The following is an 18,740-nucleotide window of genomic DNA, read 5'->3' as shown; positions in this document are numbered from 1 at the left end:
AATTTAACACTAAATTAAGCCCTGTTTTCGGATTTGCCAAATCGCCCAAATACAAAACCAAATTTCTATTAAGCAAATTACCCAAATCTGTTGTATTAACTGTTGCGCATTCGCTTTTCTTCCACCGAATGTCTAAATATTTTGTTTTAAAAAGTCTGTTGTTACGACGGTTGCAAACTCGCCATTCAAACTCGCCAAAGCTGTTTCGTGAATTAATTCTGCTGAAAAATTTTGTCCGTCAAGTCCTTTTTTGTTAAAGGTAGCTGTCGCATCAGAAACCAAAAAAGTATCAAACCCGAAATTTCCTGCCATTCTCGTAGTCGTTGAAACGCAATGGTCTGTTGTCAAACCTACAATTACAAGTTTCGTTATTTTATCGTTGTCAAGTTGCTCTTTTAAGTTTGTCCCGATAAAAGCACTATTCACATTCTTTTTGATAATTGGTTCTCCGTTAACTGGTTTTACAATGTCTTTAAATTCGTTTCCTTCATTTGTCTCGTTTAGCAAAGAAGTCGGCGTTGAAGAACAATGTTTGATATGAAAAATTGGAAGATGATTTTCTCTCCAAAGTTCCAAAAGTTCGCCTGCGTTATTTTCCGCATCAAGATTGTTTCTTTGTCCGCCCCAATATTCGACATTATCAAACCCTTTTTGAATGTCTATTAAAATTAGCGCTGGTCTGTCTGATTTTGAAATGCTCATTTTATGTTTTTTTTAATGATTTTGTTGATACCGTTGTTTCCTAAAGTGACATACAACTTGTATATATTTCCGATAAAATCGCACATACCCCATTTAATCGAAGTAACTTTATGTGACAGTGCCTTGTTTTTTACTTCAAATATAAATGAATTTATTGTTATTTCAATGCAATTGATATTGCTAGATCATTTCTGTAAAGCCACTATTAATAATACTGGAAACAGGGCTACTACGCCCCATTATTCCTCCTTCACCTATATAAAAGTATCCATTACACTCTCCAAAAAAGGGAGTATTTCTCCCACACAAAGCAGGAGCAGTACATCCTATATAACACCAGTGCTACTACAAACCACCCCTTATTACTCCCCAAAGTTGAGAGTTGCGCTTGCAAAAATATTATTCCTTAAAAATTTGTAGTTAAAACAATGCTGGAATAAACTTGAACACTGTATTTTTATATACAAATAATACTAAGAACACATTGAAATAACATACCAGTCTTACTTTCGTAAAAACTAAATATGAAAAGACGAAGAAAGATTCCACTGGTGGTCATAAGTGATGTGCATTTAGGCACCTATGGATGTCACGCCAAAGAATTATTGCAGTATTTAAAATCAATAAACCCACAAACATTAGTTCTTAATGGAGACATTATCGATATGTGGAGTTTCACCAAAAGTTACTTTCCGGCTTCCCACATGAATGTCTTGAGACAGATCATAAAAATGTCGAATCTTGGTACTCGGGTTATTTACATTACTGGAAATCACGACGAAGCATTGCGCAAATACTCTGATTTTATTTTAGGCAATTTCGAATTGGTCGATAAACTCACTTTAGATTTAGACGGCAAAAAAGCATGGATTTTTCATGGTGACGTATTTGATTCTTCGACGCAAGGATACGCCAAAATCCTAGCCAAATTAGGAGGAAAAGGCTATGATTTACTGATTCTAATCAACAGTTTGATTAATTGGTTTTTGGGCATTTTGGGCAAAGAAAAGAGAAGCTACTCCAAAATGATTAAAGACAGCGTCAAGAAAGCAGTTTCTTTTATATCCAATTTTGAAACTACCGCTGCCGATGTAGCCATTCAAAAAAAATGCAGTTATGTAGTGTGCGGACACATTCACAAACCCCAAATGAAGGAAGTAGAAAACGAACAGGGAAAAGTATTATACCTCAACAGTGGCGACTGGATTGAAAACCTGACAGCTTTAGAATATAAAAAGCAAAAATGGAGCCTTTATCATTACAAAAAAGAGCATTACAAGGATGCTGACAGTAATGAGGAAAAAGAGGTTAGTGACATTGTTAACAAGATTCTTTCTTAAAAAAACATACAGCAATGAAAATATTTTACGCTATACAGGCAACAGGCAACGGACACATCAGTAGAGCCATACAATTATACCCTTATCTGCAAAAATTTGGCGAAGTTGATTTTTTCATGAGTGGCAACAATGCCAGTCTGGATGTCAATTTGCCCATAAAATTCAAAAGCGAAGGCTGTAGTTTACATTACAGTAAATGTGGAGGACTTGATTATTGGGATATTGCCAAAAACATTAAACCCAAACAAATCTATAAAGATGCTAATGCTTTACCTCTGAAAAATTACGATGTAGTAATTAATGATTTTGATTCGATTACTGCACTGGCCTGCAAAATGCAAAAAGTACATTCGATACAATTTGGGCACCAAGCCAGTTTCATATCTCCAAAAACTCCTAGACCCGAAAAGAAAAGTATCATGGGTGAAATGATACTAAAGCATTACGCTCCCTCACCAAAAAATATTGGATTGCATTTTGACAAATACGATGATTTTATTTATCCTCCAATCATCAAAGATGAAATCCTAAACGCAGAACCGAAAAACGCAGAACATATTACCGTCTATTTACCTTCCTTCCAAAAGGATTGCCTCGAAAAGGCGTTCAACAGGCTTCCTAATCTAAAGTTTCATTGGTTTTTGAATGATGTAAAAGTAAAGCACACTATAAAAAACGTCACTTATTTTCCAGTAAATCAAGAATACTTCAATAAAAGTTTAATAAAATGCGAAGGAATTATCACGGGTGGAGGATTTGAAACACCTGCAGAGGCTTTATATCTAGGCAAAAAAATACTTTCGATTCCAATTAGAAAACATTATGAACAAGAATGCAATGCTGCTGCTCTCAAAAAAATGGGTGTTCCTGTTGTTTACGAGGTGGGCGATGATTTTGATCTAATAATCGAAAACTGGCTGGATGCACCTATAAAATACCCAAGTATGAAAGCCAACAACATTAATGAAACCCTACAGTTCCTATTTGATACATATAATGATTAATTTTTGCGGAGATGCATTGTTGCGGAAATGCATTTCGTAGAGATGCACTGCAGTGTATCTCTACAACACAAATTAAAGATAAACCCTGTCTCATTTAAAACGAGACAGGGTTATATTTTCAACAATATGCTGTTTTTGTTATGGTTGAGAATCTTTTATGATAGTCATTTCTTCAATAATGTTATGAGCACCTGCATATTTGTCAATAATCCAAAGTACGAAACGAATATCAAGATTGATGGTACGTTGTAGTTTTTTGTCAAAAATAACATCACCTGCCATTGCTTCGATATTGCCATCAAAAGCCACACCGATTAATTCTCCTTTTCCGTTTAATACAGGAGAACCTGAATTCCCACCAGTAATATCATTATCAGTCAAGAAATTTACAGGCATATATCCCGCTTTATCGGCATATTCACCAAAATCCTGAGCTTTGTTTAATTCCAGCAAACGAGCTGGCAAATCAAACTCGGCATCTCCTGCTTTATACTTATTAACCATACCTGTCATTGTGGTATAATTATTTATTTTGGCATCATTGCGTTTGTCAGCAGGCAAGGAACGAACTTTACCATACGTTAAACGCAAAGTAGAGTTGGCATCTGGATACTGAATGCTATTCAATTTTGATTCTCTTAAACCTTCCACTAACTTGCGGTAAGCGATAGCAAAATCGTCATCTAATTTTAATTGCTCTTCAGATTTGGCTCTGACTTTTGTTACCAAATCATTTGAAATTACGTACAACGGATCAACAGCAATTGCTTCTGGTTTTGCATCTTTCATAAAAGCCACAACCGATTCTTTACTAGCAAAAACACTTCCAGCAATTGCTTTATCAACATCAGCAGTAAAATTGCCCTTATTAGTTTCTTTCATTTTAGCCACAACTGGAGCTAAACCATATTCTGATGCTTTAGCAGCATACAAATTCAATTGGGCTGTAAGAACTTCTTTTTCCAAAGGAGCACAAAATTCCCCAAAATAATTATCAATTAAACTATTTATCTTAGGAAGCATTTCGGCTCTTTTGGCTTCATTTTCTTTATAATAACCAATCAATGCATTACCCAATACAGATGGCCCGGCACCATAAGAAGTGGTTCTCATCAATTGAGTAAGATAATTGTCATGACGTGATTTCAAATTTGTCTTTGCATAATAGTCATTTATCGTAGCAATAACATTTCCGTATTTACCCGCGTTCTCAGGTTTATTGGCCCAAGCATTGAATTTAGCTTCTTCACTTGACTTTGTAGCAGCTGTTTTTGCTTTAGTCAATGCATCAATCATCCCTTGACGGTTTTTCCAATAATTGGCAGTTGAAGCATATTTAGAAGCATATTTCAAGTTTACAGTTGCGTCTTGTTTCATGAACTTCTTCATGTTATCCATTCCAGTTTTGGCACCTTCAACCCAAGCTGGATAAGCATACCCAACGTTTTGTGCAATTCCTCCTGACGGCATCCAACGATTCGTTCTTCCAGGATAACCCAAAATCATTGCAAAATCATTTTCCTTTACTCCGGTAATATTAATTGGCAAATGGTGTTTCGGTTGCAAAGGCACATTGTCTTTGGAATATTCTGCTGGATTTCCATCTTTATCGGCATACACTCTAAACATAGAGAAATCGGCAGTATGACGAGGCCATTCCCAGTTATCGGTATCACCACCAAATTTTCCAAGACTTTCCGTTGGTGTCCCTACCAAACGAACGTCTTTATAATCTTGGTAAACAAAATAGTAATACTCGTTTCCTTGAAAAAATGGACGAACGGATACTGTGTATTTTCCGCCTTCATTATTTTCTTTTTCAATCAGTGCAATTTCTTGTTGGATTACTTTATTGCGTTCTGTTTCGTTCATTTTATCGTTTACTTTTGATAAAATTCTTTTAGAAACGTCATCCATACGAACAAAGAAACGTACGTATAATGATTTTGGTTTTAACTCCTCACTTCGGTTTTTAGCCCAAAAACCATTTTTTAAATAGTTTTGTTCTTCTGTAGAAAGTTCTGCAATGGCATTGTATCCACAGTGGTGGTTGGTCAATACCAAACCATCTTTGGAAACAATCTCGGCAGTACAACCTCCGTTAAATTGTACTATAGCATCTTTCAAACTGTGATGATTGATACTATAAATCTCCTCGGCTGTCAATTGCAAGCCCATTTTTTCCATATCTCTATGGTTTAATCTTTCAATAAACATCAAAAACCACATTCCTTCATCGGCTCTTACAGGAAAAGCCATTAGGCACATGGTCAAGAATAATACAATTTTTTTCATAAATATATTTTTTGGTTTTTAAAACATGAAACGTCTTTTCCAATTATTTTTTTTAATTAGTTTGTTGACAGTTTCATATCTGAATAATTTTTAGATGATGCGAATATAATCATTTTGACAACTCCACTAAAGTTTCACCAACATAAACACAATAAACCACTTCTAAATTAACCAAAATTTAAGAATTGTTTAAAAAACAAAAAAGGTGTTCTATCGCTAGAACACCTTTTTTATTATAAAACATTGACTTTTAGTCATTCAACATTTTCCATAACTTATCTTTCAATTCGGTCAAACCTTGTTGGGCTACTGATGAGATAAACATATAAGGAACGTCTTTGAAAGCAACGTCTAATTCGGTTTTCAATTCAGCTTTTAATTCATCATCCAGCATATCGCATTTTGAAATCACCAATAAACGTTCTTTATCCAACATTTCTGGATTGTATTTGGTCAATTCATTTACGAGAATATCATATTCCGCCTTAATGTCTGGAGTATCAACGGGAACTAAGAACAACAGCGTTGAATTACGCTCAATATGACGCAAGAAATAATGACCCAATCCTTTTCCTTCGGCCGCACCTTCAATAATCCCGGGAATATCGGCAATTACAAAAGACTGAAAATCTCTGTAAGCCACAATTCCAAGATTTGGTTTTAAAGTTGTAAAAGGATAATCGGCAATTTTTGGTTTTGCAGAAGTCAACACAGATAATAACGTGGATTTACCTGCATTAGGAAAACCTACCAAACCTACATCGGCCAATACTTTAAGTTCCAAAATCACATCCATTTCAACACCTGGCAAACCTGGTTGAGAATAACGTGGCGTTTGATTCGTTGAACTTCTAAAGTGCCAGTTTCCTAAACCTCCTTTACCTCCGCGAGAAAGAATTTGTTTCTCTCCGTCTTCGGTAATTTCAAAAAGGGTTTCACCTGTTTCTTTATCTTTTACAACAGTCCCCAACGGAACCTCAATGTATTTATCATCTCCATCGGCACCAGTACTTCTATCTCCACCACCATCACCACCGTGTCCTGCTTTGATATGACGTGCAAATTTAAGGTGAAACAAAGTCCAAAGACCTTTATTCCCCACTAGATAAACGTGTCCGCCTCGACCACCATCACCACCGTCTGGTCCACCTTTTTCAATAAATTTCTCTCTATGCAAATGCGTAGATCCCTTTCCTCCTTTTCCTGAAGAAACATAAATTTTTACGTAATCTACAAAATTCCCTTCTGTCATTTTTCTCAATTTCAGATTTTAGATTTTAGATTTTAGAATGAAAAAAATCAAACTACCATCACCATCAGCCATCTATTTTTATTTCTGTTTTTGTAATGATTTAACCATTACTTTATCAATCTTCACGCCATCCATATCGATGACCTCTAACTCAAATTTTTGCCAAATCAACTTTTCTCCTTCTTTTGGGATACGAGATAATTCGGTCATTATTAATCCACTTACGGTGGTCACTTCATAATCATTTATCAAATCATCCAACTCGAAATACGTCAGAAAATCGTGTAGCGAATAATGTCCGTCTACCATCCAGGTTCCGTCCTCTCTTTCGATTAACTGGAAATCGTCCTTATAAAAATCGGAAGCATTACCAACCAGTGCTTCAAGAATATCATTCAACGTAATTACCCCCTGAAAAACTCCATATTCATCCGAAACCAGTGCATAATGAATTCCTGTTTCCTTGAACTGCTCCAATGCCTTATAAGCCGTGGTTTGCTCCATCATAAAAGGAGCGTCGGTCATGATTTCGGCCAAATTAAAACTATCGTTTTCAAAATGGGCGAAAATATTTTTCAAATTTACAACTCCCACAATATCATCGTGATTTTCGCCATAAACAGGATAAATGGAATGCAATTCTTTTAGCATAAATTCCTTTACCTTATTTTTATCAGCGTGTAAAGGCAAGAGCATAACCGATTTTCTGTGCGTCATCAACGAATTGATTTTCCGATCCCCAATATGAAAAACACGCTCCACGATATCTTGTTCTATTTCTTGAACTTCACCAACTTCAGTCCCTTCTTTGATAATGGCTTTTATTTCTTCCTCAGTTACTTTTCCGTCGGCTGTAGGTTTTATTTGCAGCACATCCAATAAAAATTCGGTCGAAGTTGTTAGCAACCATATAAAAGGTGCGGTAATTATAGAAACAATTTTCATAGGCCACGCCACAGCTTTGGCAATTCCTTCTGGATGATTCAACCCAATTCGTTTAGGCAATAACTCTCCCAACACCAAAGAAAAGAACGTCAATATTACAACAACAATTCCAACCGCAATTGATCGTGCAAACGGAATCAATACATGAAATCCTTTTACAAATACCTCCATATCCGCGGTGATTTTATCCCCACTATAAATACCGGTAAGTATTCCAATCAATGTTATTCCTATTTGTACTGTTGACAAAAACTTATTTGGGGAATTGGCTAAATCCAAAGCTATTTGAGCACTTTTGTTACCCTTTTTTGCCGCGGTTTCCAACCTGTTTTTTCGGGCCGAAATCAATGCGATTTCAGACATAGAAAAAAATCCATTTAAGAGTATCAGAAAAAATATTATTACTATTTCCAATGTTTAGATAATTCGTTTATACTTTTGATTCTTAGAACCTTGTTATTGTGTAATCTTATTTTAATAGCCCAGATGGAAGTGAAAAGCCCACAGTCCCGTTGTTTAATTTTTATGAGTGACACAAAAGCGACTGAAAGAAGCTTATGGGACGCTTTAGAAAAATAAACAACGGGACGCGGACTTGAAACGTACAGCTGGAAATTGCTTCTACAAATTATCGATAACTGCTGTTAATCTTTCTGTAATTTCTTGAATAGACCCTATTCCATTTACAGCGTGAAACTTATTTTGAGCTTTATAATACCCCATTAATGGAGCTGTTTTTTCGTTGTATTCTTGGTAACGGTTTCTGATTTTTTCTTCGTCCTGATCATCTACTCTTCCGCTGGTTTTTCCTCTTTCTAATAATCTTGCTACCAGAATGTTATCATCAGCTTCCAGTGCTACTGTTGCAGCTACGCTTGAACCAATTGTTGGTAAAAATGCGTCTAATGCTTCCGCTTGAGCAATTGTTCTTGGATAACCGTCGAATAAAATTCCGTTGGAATCCAAATGTTTGTTTACCTCATCAATTAGCATTTTGGTAGTTAACTCATCTGGAACTAAATCCCCTGCATCCATATACACTCTTGCTTCTTTACCTAATGGAGTGTCGTTTTTCAAGTTGTAACGAAAAACATCTCCGGTTGAAATGTGCGTTAATTTGTATTTTTCTTTTAAAAACTCTGCCTGAGTTCCTTTTCCTGCTCCTGGCTTTCCAAATAAAACTATATTGATCATTCCTTTTTATATATGATTTTTATTATTCTTTTTTATTCTTTTAACTGATATACTTCGGGTAAATTTCGACCTAAACCATCGTAATCTAAACCAAAACCAACAATGAATTTATTGGGAATTCGAATACCCACATAGTCAATTTTCAAATCTTTTTTGAAAGCATCCGGTTTGAAGAAAAGCGTTGCAATCTTAAAATGCTTCACGTTTTGGCTTTTAAACAATTTTTTTAATTCTTCCAAAGTGTTTCCTGTATCAATAATATCCTCAATAACAATCACAGTTCGCCCTGTTAAATCTTGGTTTAACCCAATTAATTGTTTAACCGATTCTGTAGAAGAAGTTCCTTCGTAAGAAGCTAACTTGATGAAAGAAACTTCACATGGTTTTTTGTATAATTTTAAAAAATCGGAAACTACCATAAAAGAACCATTCAATACTCCAATAAAAATTGGTGTTTCGTCAAAAAAATCGTCTTCTATTTGTGCTACCATTTTTTCAATAGCAAAGTTTATCTCTTTGGCTGAAATAAACGGAACAAATTGTTTATCGTGTAGTTGTATCACAGTTTTATGTTTTAAAATATTTTGCAAAGATAGGGATTTCACTTTTGACAATTGTCAATTGATTTGTACTTTTAAACCAAAAATACCGATGATGGTCACCGAATTTCAAAAAAAATTAGAATATGTAACCGGATATAGAGTCAATAGACAAAAATATGCTAATGAAGTACTCGACAATCCTGAACTTTTTCCGGAATTGATTCGACTATGTTTTGAAGTTTCGGACAAAAATGCATCTAAAGCTTTTTGGGTTTTGGAATTTGTTTGTTACCAAAAACTGGAATGGCTTGAAGATCATCTTGATTTTTTTTGTTCCAATATTAAAAACCTAAAAGAAGAAAGGGCCATACGTCCTGCGGCAAAGATTTGTCAACTTTTAGTGCATTCTCATTTTAAGAAAAAAGAAATACAGCTCTCGGAAAAACATTTGGAAGAAATCACAGAAAGCTCTTTTGACTGGCTCATTAACGACATTAAAGTAGCTCCCAAAGCCTATTCAATGCGTACTTTATACATTTTGGGACAACATTACGATTGGATTCATCCCGAATTGCAAACGATAATTACCAAAGATTTTTCAAATCATAGCGCTGCTTATAAAGCAGTTGCCAAAGAAGTTTTGAAGAAAATAAAATAGCATTTCCCTATTCGATCAGGAAAAAGTATCTTTGCACACACTAGGCAATATGCCCAACAGACAAAGTTAAAGACAATCACAATGAATTATTTTTCATCCTCTTTTAAATTAGGTATACTTGGTGGCGGACAATTAGGCAAAATGCTTTTATTTGACACCAGAAAATTTGACATACAAACGTATGTTCTTGACCCTAGCGATGAAGCACCATGCAAAATAGCGTGCAATCATTTTTTTCAAGGCGACTTGATGGATTTTGAAACAGTTTACAATTTTGGAAAACAAGTCGATGTTTTGACTTTTGAAATCGAATTGGTCAATCTTGAGGCTTTAGAGAAATTGGAAAACGAAGGAATAAAAGTATATCCTTCTCCAAAAACACTGAAATTGATTCAAAACAAAGGAATTCAAAAGGATTTTTACATTAAAAACAATATTCCAACAGCTCCTTTCAAAAGATATGCTACTTTAAAAGACCTAGTAATTGACATTGTTGAATCTAATATAAAATTTCCTTTTGTTTGGAAATGCACCGAATTTGGATACGACGGAAACGGCGTAAAAATCATTAGACAAACATCCGATTTAGAAAATCTACCAAATGTGGAATGTATTGCAGAAACGATGGTACCTTTCAAAAATGAATTGGCCGTAATAGTTTGCCGCAATCCTCAAGGAGAAATAAGAACCTATCCAGTGGTAGAAATGGAGTTTCATCCCGAAGCAAACCAAGTAGAGTATGTAATTTGTCCTGCTCGTATTGACGAAAAAGTGGCCACAAAAGCTAGAGCAATCGCTTTGAATGTCTCTCAACAATTCAATCACGTTGGACTTTTGGCTGTTGAAATGTTTCAAACCGAAGACGATGAAATTTTGGTAAACGAAGTAGCTCCACGCCCACACAATTCAGGTCATTACTCTATTGAAGCGAGTTATACTTCTCAATTTGAAAACCATTTACGAGCGATTCTTGATTTACCTTTAGGAAATACAGAAAGCAAAGTAGCCGGAATTATGGTTAATCTTTCGGGCGCTGAAGGTTTCTCTGGAGATGTAGTTTATGAAAATATAGAGAAAATATTAGGTTGGAATGGTGTTACACCACACATTTACGGCAAGAAACAAACCCGTCCTTTTAGAAAAATGGGACACGTTACGATTGTCAACGAAGACATCAACAAAGCTAGAAAAATAGCCGAAGATGTCAAGAATACAATAAGAGTAATCAGTTAAAAAATAATTATAAATGTTGAATTATAAATTTTAAATGAAACCCTAAATTGTTTTAATTTAAATTTTATAATTCAAAATTCAACATAAAAACAAATGAGCAAAGTAGCCATAATCATGGGAAGCATTTCAGACATGCCTGTAATGCAAGATGCCATAGACATTTTAAAAGGATTTGATATAGCGGTAGAAGTCGATATAGTATCGGCACACAGAACCCCTGAAAAATTATTTGATTTTAGCAAAAATGCACATACTCGCGGTATTTCGGTAATTATTGCCGGAGCTGGCGGAGCCGCACATTTGCCAGGAATGGTAGCTTCGATGTCTCCGTTACCAGTGATTGGTGTCCCTGTAAAATCAAGCAACTCAATTGATGGATGGGACAGCGTTTTGTCTATTTTGCAAATGCCTGGAGGTGTTCCCGTTGCCACCGTAGCTTTAAACGGAGCAAAAAATGCCGGAATTCTTGCTGCTCAAATCATAGGTAGTTCCGACAAAAGTATTCTAGACAAGATTATTGCCTATAAAGAAGGGCTGAAAGAAGCAGTATATCAATCTTCTGAAAACTTAAATAAATAAAAAAAAGCTCCTGAAAAAAAGGAGCTTTTTTGATATTGCAAAATTCTAAACTCGGGGAAATTTAGTATTATCAATATTGTTTTCTTTTTATTTGGGACAAAAAGAGTTTATATTTTCGACTGAATTAATTCATGTGTTAATTAATTACTCGACAAAAGTACATAAATAATCGACAAAGTACACGTCATTTGAAAATTTTAACAAATTTTTCTTGTTTTAATTTTCAAAATAAAAAAACATAAAACTATAACAACCAATTATTTGAAACAAAATAGAGTCTAAAATCATGAACATACTACTTCAAAAATTTGGCACCAAGCTAGACACTGCGCCATTTTCTAAAATAAAAAACGAAGATTACCTTCCTGCTTTTCAAGAAGCAATCGTCTTGGCTAAAGCAGAAATTGACGCTATTGTCAGCAATACAGAAAATCCTACTTTTCAAAATACTATTGAAACTTTATCGTTTAGCGGAGATACATTGGACAGGATTTCAAGTATCTTTTTCAATTTAAATTCGGCTGAAACGAGTGACGAAATGCAAAAAATTGCTCAGGACGTTTCACCTCTATTATCTGAATTTGGAAATGATGTTCGCTTGAATGCCGCTTTATTTGCCAAAGTAAAAAGTGTTTATGAAAATAGAGAATCTTTGAATCTAAATCCGGAGCAAACAACGCTTCTTGATAAACAATACAAAAGCTTTTCCAGAAATGGAGCTAATTTACCCGAAGATAAGAAAAATCAGCTGCGTGAAATTGATAAAGAATTATCAAAACTGAGCCTGCAATTTGGCGAAAATGTTTTGGCTGAAACCAATGCTTTCGAATTGCACCTTACTGACGAGAAAGATTTGGCAGGTTTACCGGAAGGGACAATTGAAGCGGCTCGTTCATTGGCGAAAGCCCAGGAAAAAGAAGGCTGGATTTTCACCTTAGATCATCCAAGTTACATTCCGTTTGTGACCTATGCCGACAACCGTGAATTACGCAAAAAAATGGCGATTGCTTTTGGCGCAAGATGTTTTCAAAACAATGAATTCGACAATCAAGAGATTGTTTTAAAAATTGCCAAACTGCGTTTCGAAAGAGCCAATCTTTTGGGATATAAAACTCACGCTCATTTTGTTCTTGAAGAACGTATGGCCGAAAGTCCAGAGAAAGTATTGTCGTTTTCTAATGATTTATTGGCCAAAGCCAAACCAGCCGCGGAAAAAGAATTTGAACAATTATCGGCTTTCGCAAAAGAATTAGACGGTATCGAACAGCTTGAAAAATGGGATGGCGCTTATTATTCGGAAAAATTGAAACAACAATTATTCAATTTGGATGATGAGAAATTGAAACCGTATTTCCAATTGGAGAAAGTATTAAAAGGTGCTTTCACCATTGCCGAAAAACTGTACGGACTGACTTTTACCGAAGTTTTCGATATCGATAAATATCACGAAGAAGTTACAACCTATGAAGTAACAGACAAAAATAAAGAATTGGTCGCTGTTTTCTACGCCGATTTCTTTCCGAGAAAAGGGAAACGAAACGGTGCTTGGATGACTTCTTTCAAATCACAATACATCAAAAACGGCATAAACGAAAGACCACATATTTCGAATGTATGCAACTTTACAAAACCTACCGAAACCAAACCGTCGCTTTTGACATTTAATGAAGTGACGACTTTATTTCATGAATTTGGTCACGGATTACATGGAATGTTAGCCAATACTACGTATCCGAATCTTTCGGGAACATCCGTTTATTGGGATTTTGTGGAACTGCCAAGTCAGATTATGGAAAACTGGTGTTATGAACCGGAGGCATTAGCTTTGTTTGCACACCATTATGAAACTGGAGAAGTTATTCCGCAGGAATATGTACAAAAAATTAAAGAAAGTGCTAGTTTTCAAGAAGGGATGGCAACCATGCGTCAATTGAGTTTTGGACTACTGGATATGGGTTGGCACGGACAGGATCCTACAAACATAACTGACATCAAAGCTTTTGAAACTGAACAATTTGCTTCGACACAATTGTATCCTGACGTAAAAGAAAACGCAATGAGTACAGCCTTTTCACATATTTTTCAAGGTGGATATTCTTCTGGATACTACAGTTACAAATGGGCCGAAGTTCTTGATGCCGATGCCTTTGATTATTTCTTAGAAGAAGGAATATTCAACACTGAAGTAGCCGAGAAATTCAAAGAAAATGTACTTTCAAAAGGAGGAACAGAACATCCTATGATTTTATACAAACGTTTTAGAGGGCAAGAACCAAAACCGGATGCGCTATTGAAGAGAGCGGGGTTATTATAAAAGATTGCAGACCCAAGCGATAGCGAACAGCCGAAGCAATTAAGATTTTAGAATGCAAATAAAAACCGAAGTAGCAATGCTTCGGTTTTTTTATTGAATAAAAAGCAATAACACCCACCAAACTATCGGAATGCTTTCTGCCCAAAATGAAGTATAATATTTCGTGCGCTTTTCATTGGCGAAAAACAGAAAAAGAGTAATCACGATAGCAATAGCAATGTCAAAATTCAATTTCAATTTCAAAAATTCAATATTGTAATTGAAATTGATATTTACAAGTTCCAATACACAAAAAAGAGCCAATAAAGCAAAACCCAATATCTTGGTATTCTTCACTCCTATTTGTTGCGGCACGGTTCTTAAATTGGGATTGTCATGTCGCAAATCGATAATTTCGAATATGAGAATCAAAACAAAAATCAAGATAAATCGTTGTGTTGACAGTACACCAATGTTAGCGTTAAGCGAAATGCCAGCATTCAATAAAGGCAGAAATACAGTTGCTCCAACCCAACAAAACGATACAATGTAAATCTTTACTCCTGCCCAATTTCGGGCATTTTTTCTATTCGGAAAAAACGGAAGGGTATAAAGCATCGTCAATCCCAGAAAAACAATAGCCACTATTTGGGTAATTTGTTGCAACAGAAAAAAATAATAACCCACCATTATAAAAGAACCAAAAGTAAACAGCGCAATCCATCGTAATTGCTTGCGTTTTTTTATTTTCTTGGCTCTGGCCAATTCTTCATATTTCACAAAATTATAACCTACTACAGTTCCCCAAAAAACAAAATAACCCATTGCATTTTGTTGTGAAATGTGGAATACCATTTGGGTGATTTGTACCAATGCAAAACAAGACAAACCAACATGTATGCTGCCGTTTATGTAAAATTGGAGAATACTTTTTAAAACCTTCATTTAACAAATTTAATCAATTGTTAATAAATCAGTCCATTAGTTGAAAAATCCCTATAAAATCAAGTTAAAAAAGGGCTTTATTAAGAGATTAATATTTATTTTTGCACCACAAAAAAACATAACGCTTTTATTTCTACACTAAATAGTCTGGATTGAACTTAAAATTCAAATATAAATGAATATTTAAACAATCTGGCTTTTCCTTTAGACTTAAAAAAATAAATATTAGCTACACACATGAAAACAGATTCTTTTGCTTTAAGACACATTGGCCCGAGAGAAACAGATTTACAACACATGTTGAAAACCATAGGAGTTGACTCCATAGAGCGACTTGTCTATGAAACACTACCGGATGATATTCGTCTAAAAGCACCTCTTGCTTTAGACCCAGCTATGACCGAATATGAGTATTCCAATCATATCTCTCAATTGGGAAGCAAAAACAAAATGTTTCAATCTTACATTGGTTTAGGTTACAATCAAGCTATTGTTCCAGCGGTTATTCAAAGAAACATTTTTGAAAATCCAGGATGGTACACGGCTTACACTCCTTACCAAGCCGAAATTGCTCAAGGTCGTCTGGAAGCTATTTTGAATTTCCAAACGATGGTAGTGGAATTGACCGGAATGGAAATCGCCAACGCTTCTTTATTGGACGAAGCTACTGCCGCTGCCGAAGCAATGGCATTACTTTTCGACGTAAGATCACGCGACCAAAAGAAAAACAATACCAACAAATTCTTCGTTTCTGAAGAAATATTGCCTCAAACATTATCGGTTTTACAAACTCGTTCTACTCCAATCGGAATAGAATTGGTTGTTGGAAACCACGAAACTTTTGATTTCTCATCAGACTTTTTTGGAGCAATTCTTCAATATCCAGGGAAATACGGTCAAGTAAATGACTATACTTCATTTATTGCAAAAGCTGCCGCAAATGAAATAAAAGTAGCCGTTGCTGCCGATATATTGAGCTTAACAAAACTAACGCCTCCAGGAGAAATGGGAGCTGCAGTAGTGGTTGGAACCACACAACGTTTCGGAATTCCGTTGGGTTATGGTGGGCCACACGCTGCTTATTTTGCTACCAAAGACGAGTACAAACGTTCTATGCCGGGAAGAATCATCGGGGTAACGGTTGATACTAACGGAAACCGCGCACTTCGTATGGCTTTGCAAACTCGTGAGCAACACATCAAACGTGACAAAGCGACATCCAATATCTGTACTGCGCAAGTTTTGCTTTCGGTTATGGCTGGAATGTACGCCGTATATCACGGACCAAAAGGTTTGCAATACATCGCCGATAAAGTACATGCTTTGACAGCCACTTTGTCTAACGAATTGGAAAAACTAGGTTTGCAACAAACCAATACTGCTTTCTTCGATACTATCGTTATCAAAGCCGATGCTCAAAAAGTACGCACGATTGCAGAACAAAACGAAGTAAACTTTTACTACATAGACAACAATACCGTTTCAATCTCTTTGAATGAAACTACAAGTATTGCCGATATCAATAAAATTGTTGGAATTTTCGCTGCTGCAAATGGTACCCAAGCAACAACAATCGAAACATTATCAGAAGCCATTCATTTTCCAGAGGATTTAAACAGAACATCATCTTTTTTACAACACGATGTTTTCAACCAATACCACTCTGAATCAGCAATGATGCGTTACATCAAAATGCTGGAACGTAAAGATTTATCATTGAATCACTCGATGATTTCTTTGGGTTCTTGTACGATGAAACTGAATGCCGCTTCAGAGATGTTGCCATTGAGCAATGCGCTTTGGAACAACATTCACCCTTTTGCACCGCTAGACCAAGCACAAGGATACCAAGAAATGTTGTCTAAACTAGAACAACAATTAAACGTAATTACTGGTTTTGCAGGAACCACTTTGCAACCTAACTCAGGAGCACAAGGAGAATATGCTGGATTAATGGTAATTCGTGCCTACCACCAATCTCGTGGCGATCACCACAGAAACATTGCTTTAATTCCATCATCGGCTCACGGAACCAATCCGGCTTCAGCAGCTATGGCGGGTATGAAAGTAATCGTAACCAAAACATTGGAAAACGGAAATATAGACGTAGATGATTTACGCGAAAAAGCAATCCTGCACAAAGACAACTTATCGTGCTTGATGGTTACGTATCCATCGACTCACGGAGTTTTTGAAAGCGCTATTATCGAAATCACACAATTAATCCACGAAAACGGTGGACAAGTATACATGGACGGTGCCAATATGAATGCACAAGTTGGTTTGACCAACCCAGCAACCATTGGGGCTGACGTTTGTCACTTGAACCTTCACAAAACATTCGCTATCCCTCACGGTGGTGGTGGACCTGGTGTAGGACCAATTTGCGTTGCCGAGCACTTAGTTCCATTCTTACCATCAAACCCAGTTATCCCAACAGGAGGAGACAATGCCATCACCGGTATTTCTGCAGCACCTTGGGGATCTGCATTGGTATGTTTGATCTCTTACGGTTACATCACAATGCTTGGTGCTGACGGTTTGAAAGAAGCTACAGAACATGCTATCCTGAACGCCAATTACATCAAAGAAAAATTAAACGGTCATTACGACACTTTATATTCTGGTGAAATGGGTCGTGCCGCTCACGAAATGATTTTAGAATGTCGTCCTTTCAAACAAAAAGGAATCGAAGTTACCGATATCGCAAAACGTTTGATGGATTACGGTTTCCACGCACCAACCGTTTCTTTCCCAGTGGCAGGAACCTTGATGATCGAACCAACCGAAAGTGAAAACCTAGAAGAATTAGACCGTTTTTGTGATGCTATGATCTCTATTCGTAAAGAAATCGAAGCAGCAACTATCGAAGACAGCAACAACGTATTGAAAAATTCTCCTCATACATTAGCCATGCTTACTGCCGAAACTTGGGATTTCCCATACAGCAGAGAGCAAGCCGCTTTCCCACTGGATTACATCGCCGAAAACAAATTCTGGCCTACCGTTCGTAGAGCCGATGATGCTTACGGTGACAGAAACCTAGTATGCAGCTGTGCGCCTATTGAGGCTTACATGGAAAGCTAGATTGCAGGTCTCAGATTACAGATTATACAAAACCCTTTCAGTACTCAAAAACTGAAAGGGTTTTTCATTTTATAATCCTAAAAAAATAAGGAGCAGACGTTTTCAGTTTTTCCTCAACATCACTCCTGCTGTCCGCTGTATTCCCGATTAACAAAAACTACGGCAAAAAAGCCTTGTTTTTCTAAATCGGGAGATGCCGCTTCCATCAGGGCTAGTTTACATCTTTAATTTTTCATAAGGTGTTTTCCAAAAAAATTAGCATTCCTACAGAGGAGGATAGAATCGATAACCAATTGCCTCAGGAATCCCCGCAATCAGCATCGTTAATCTTGTCATCTCGACGAAGGAGAGATCTCCACAAGCCATTCCGCAATATTGTCTCACCACTAACTGGTCGTTCTGCATTTTAATACAAAATTCAAGTAAAGAATAACAGACTGATTTTACTTAGATTGTCGAGTTACTTGTGAAGATCTCTCCTTCGTCGAGATGACAAACATTAAGTGATGTAGATTATTAGAAATTGAATACAGAAGTAGATTAAAAAAAATAAAGTAATGACAAAGTTTTACCACAATATTGTCATTCCGACAGAGGAGACTCGAGCGAAAGCGAACAAGCGAAGCAAATCTCCACAATACTGTCTTACCATAATATTGTCATTCGTGTCG

General features: G+C 36.2%; 14 protein-coding genes. 7 read left to right on the top strand and 7 right to left on the bottom strand.

Annotated elements, in window-relative coordinates; translation table 11 throughout:
- Nucleotides 1–132 precede the first annotated feature (132 nt).
- Nucleotides 133–702 carry a cysteine hydrolase family protein gene (locus KZH69_RS07150; protein ID WP_219316771.1) on the bottom strand — a complete coding sequence of 190 codons (570 nt, stop codon included), beginning with the start codon at nt 700–702 and terminating at the stop codon, nt 133–135.
- Between the two features lie 524 nt (nt 703–1,226).
- On the opposite strand from KZH69_RS07150, the gene KZH69_RS07145 reads away from it, so the two are divergent.
- Both KZH69_RS07145 and KZH69_RS07140 read left to right on the top strand, forming a co-directional pair.
- Nucleotides 1,227–2,042, top strand: a complete 816-nt coding sequence (locus KZH69_RS07145; RefSeq protein ID WP_219316770.1) for a UDP-2,3-diacylglucosamine diphosphatase — start codon at nt 1,227–1,229, stop codon at nt 2,040–2,042.
- A 14-nt stretch (nt 2,043–2,056) separates the two neighbouring features.
- Nucleotides 2,057–3,046, top strand: a complete 990-nt coding sequence (locus KZH69_RS07140; RefSeq protein ID WP_219316769.1) for a glycosyltransferase family protein — start codon at nt 2,057–2,059, stop codon at nt 3,044–3,046.
- Nucleotides 3,047–3,184: 138 nt separating this feature from the next.
- Here the strand turns inward: KZH69_RS07140 and KZH69_RS07135 are convergent, their stop codons facing one another.
- The 5 genes from KZH69_RS07135 to hpt all read right to left on the bottom strand — a co-directional run bounded on the left by KZH69_RS07135 (nt 3,185) and on the right by hpt (nt 9,295).
- Nucleotides 3,185–5,341, bottom strand: a complete 2,157-nt coding sequence (locus tag KZH69_RS07135; protein ID WP_219316768.1) for a S46 family peptidase — start codon at nt 5,339–5,341, stop codon at nt 3,185–3,187.
- Between the two features lie 250 nt (nt 5,342–5,591).
- Nucleotides 5,592–6,593, bottom strand: coding sequence for a GTPase ObgE (gene obgE / locus KZH69_RS07130; RefSeq protein WP_219316767.1), 1,002 nt, complete (start codon nt 6,591–6,593; stop codon nt 5,592–5,594).
- A gap of 78 nt (nt 6,594–6,671) precedes the next feature.
- The gene (locus tag KZH69_RS07125) at nt 6,672–7,952 is read right to left on the bottom strand and encodes a hemolysin family protein (protein WP_219316766.1); all 1,281 of its coding nucleotides are present in this window, start codon (nt 7,950–7,952) and stop codon (nt 6,672–6,674) included.
- A 207-nt stretch (nt 7,953–8,159) separates the two neighbouring features.
- Nucleotides 8,160–8,732 (bottom strand): adenylate kinase, encoded by a 573-nt coding sequence (locus KZH69_RS07120; protein ID WP_219316765.1) that lies wholly within the window; start codon nt 8,730–8,732, stop codon nt 8,160–8,162.
- Between the two features lie 32 nt (nt 8,733–8,764).
- Entirely contained in the window at nt 8,765–9,295 is a 531-nt protein-coding gene (gene hpt, locus KZH69_RS07115; protein ID WP_219316764.1) for a hypoxanthine phosphoribosyltransferase, read from the bottom strand.
- Nucleotides 9,296–9,383: 88 nt separating this feature from the next.
- Here hpt and KZH69_RS07110 point away from each other — a divergent pair, with 88 nt between their 5' ends.
- The 4 genes from KZH69_RS07110 to KZH69_RS07095 all read left to right on the top strand — a co-directional run bounded on the left by KZH69_RS07110 (nt 9,384) and on the right by KZH69_RS07095 (nt 14,058).
- Nucleotides 9,384–9,932 (top strand): HEAT-like fold family protein, encoded by a 549-nt coding sequence (locus KZH69_RS07110; protein WP_255557666.1) that lies wholly within the window; start codon nt 9,384–9,386, stop codon nt 9,930–9,932.
- Between the two features lie 81 nt (nt 9,933–10,013).
- Complete coding sequence (locus tag KZH69_RS07105) at nt 10,014–11,165, top strand: 5-(carboxyamino)imidazole ribonucleotide synthase (protein ID WP_219316763.1); 1,152 nt, start codon at nt 10,014–10,016, stop codon at nt 11,163–11,165.
- Nucleotides 11,166–11,258: 93 nt separating this feature from the next.
- The gene (gene purE / locus KZH69_RS07100; protein ID WP_219316762.1) at nt 11,259–11,744 is read left to right on the top strand and encodes a 5-(carboxyamino)imidazole ribonucleotide mutase; all 486 of its coding nucleotides are present in this window, start codon (nt 11,259–11,261) and stop codon (nt 11,742–11,744) included.
- 286 nt (nt 11,745–12,030) lie between these two features.
- Nucleotides 12,031–14,058 carry a M3 family metallopeptidase gene (locus tag KZH69_RS07095; RefSeq protein ID WP_219316761.1) on the top strand — a complete coding sequence of 676 codons (2,028 nt, stop codon included), beginning with the start codon at nt 12,031–12,033 and terminating at the stop codon, nt 14,056–14,058.
- A gap of 90 nt (nt 14,059–14,148) precedes the next feature.
- On the opposite strand, the gene KZH69_RS07090 is transcribed toward KZH69_RS07095, so the two are convergent.
- A complete protein-coding gene (locus KZH69_RS07090; protein ID WP_219316760.1) occupies nt 14,149–14,982 on the bottom strand; it encodes a UbiA prenyltransferase family protein in 834 nt (277 codons plus the stop codon).
- Between the two features lie 237 nt (nt 14,983–15,219).
- Between KZH69_RS07090 and gcvP the strand changes: the two genes are divergently transcribed.
- Entirely contained in the window at nt 15,220–18,069 is a 2,850-nt protein-coding gene (gene gcvP, locus KZH69_RS07085) for an aminomethyl-transferring glycine dehydrogenase (RefSeq protein ID WP_219316759.1), read from the top strand.
- Nucleotides 18,070–18,740: the final 671 nt, after the last annotated feature.

The organism is Flavobacterium taihuense, from assembly GCF_019351435.1.
Classification (GTDB): Bacteria; Bacteroidota; Bacteroidia; order Flavobacteriales; family Flavobacteriaceae; genus Flavobacterium; species Flavobacterium taihuense.
This window is presented reverse-complemented; position numbering and strand designations above follow the sequence as displayed.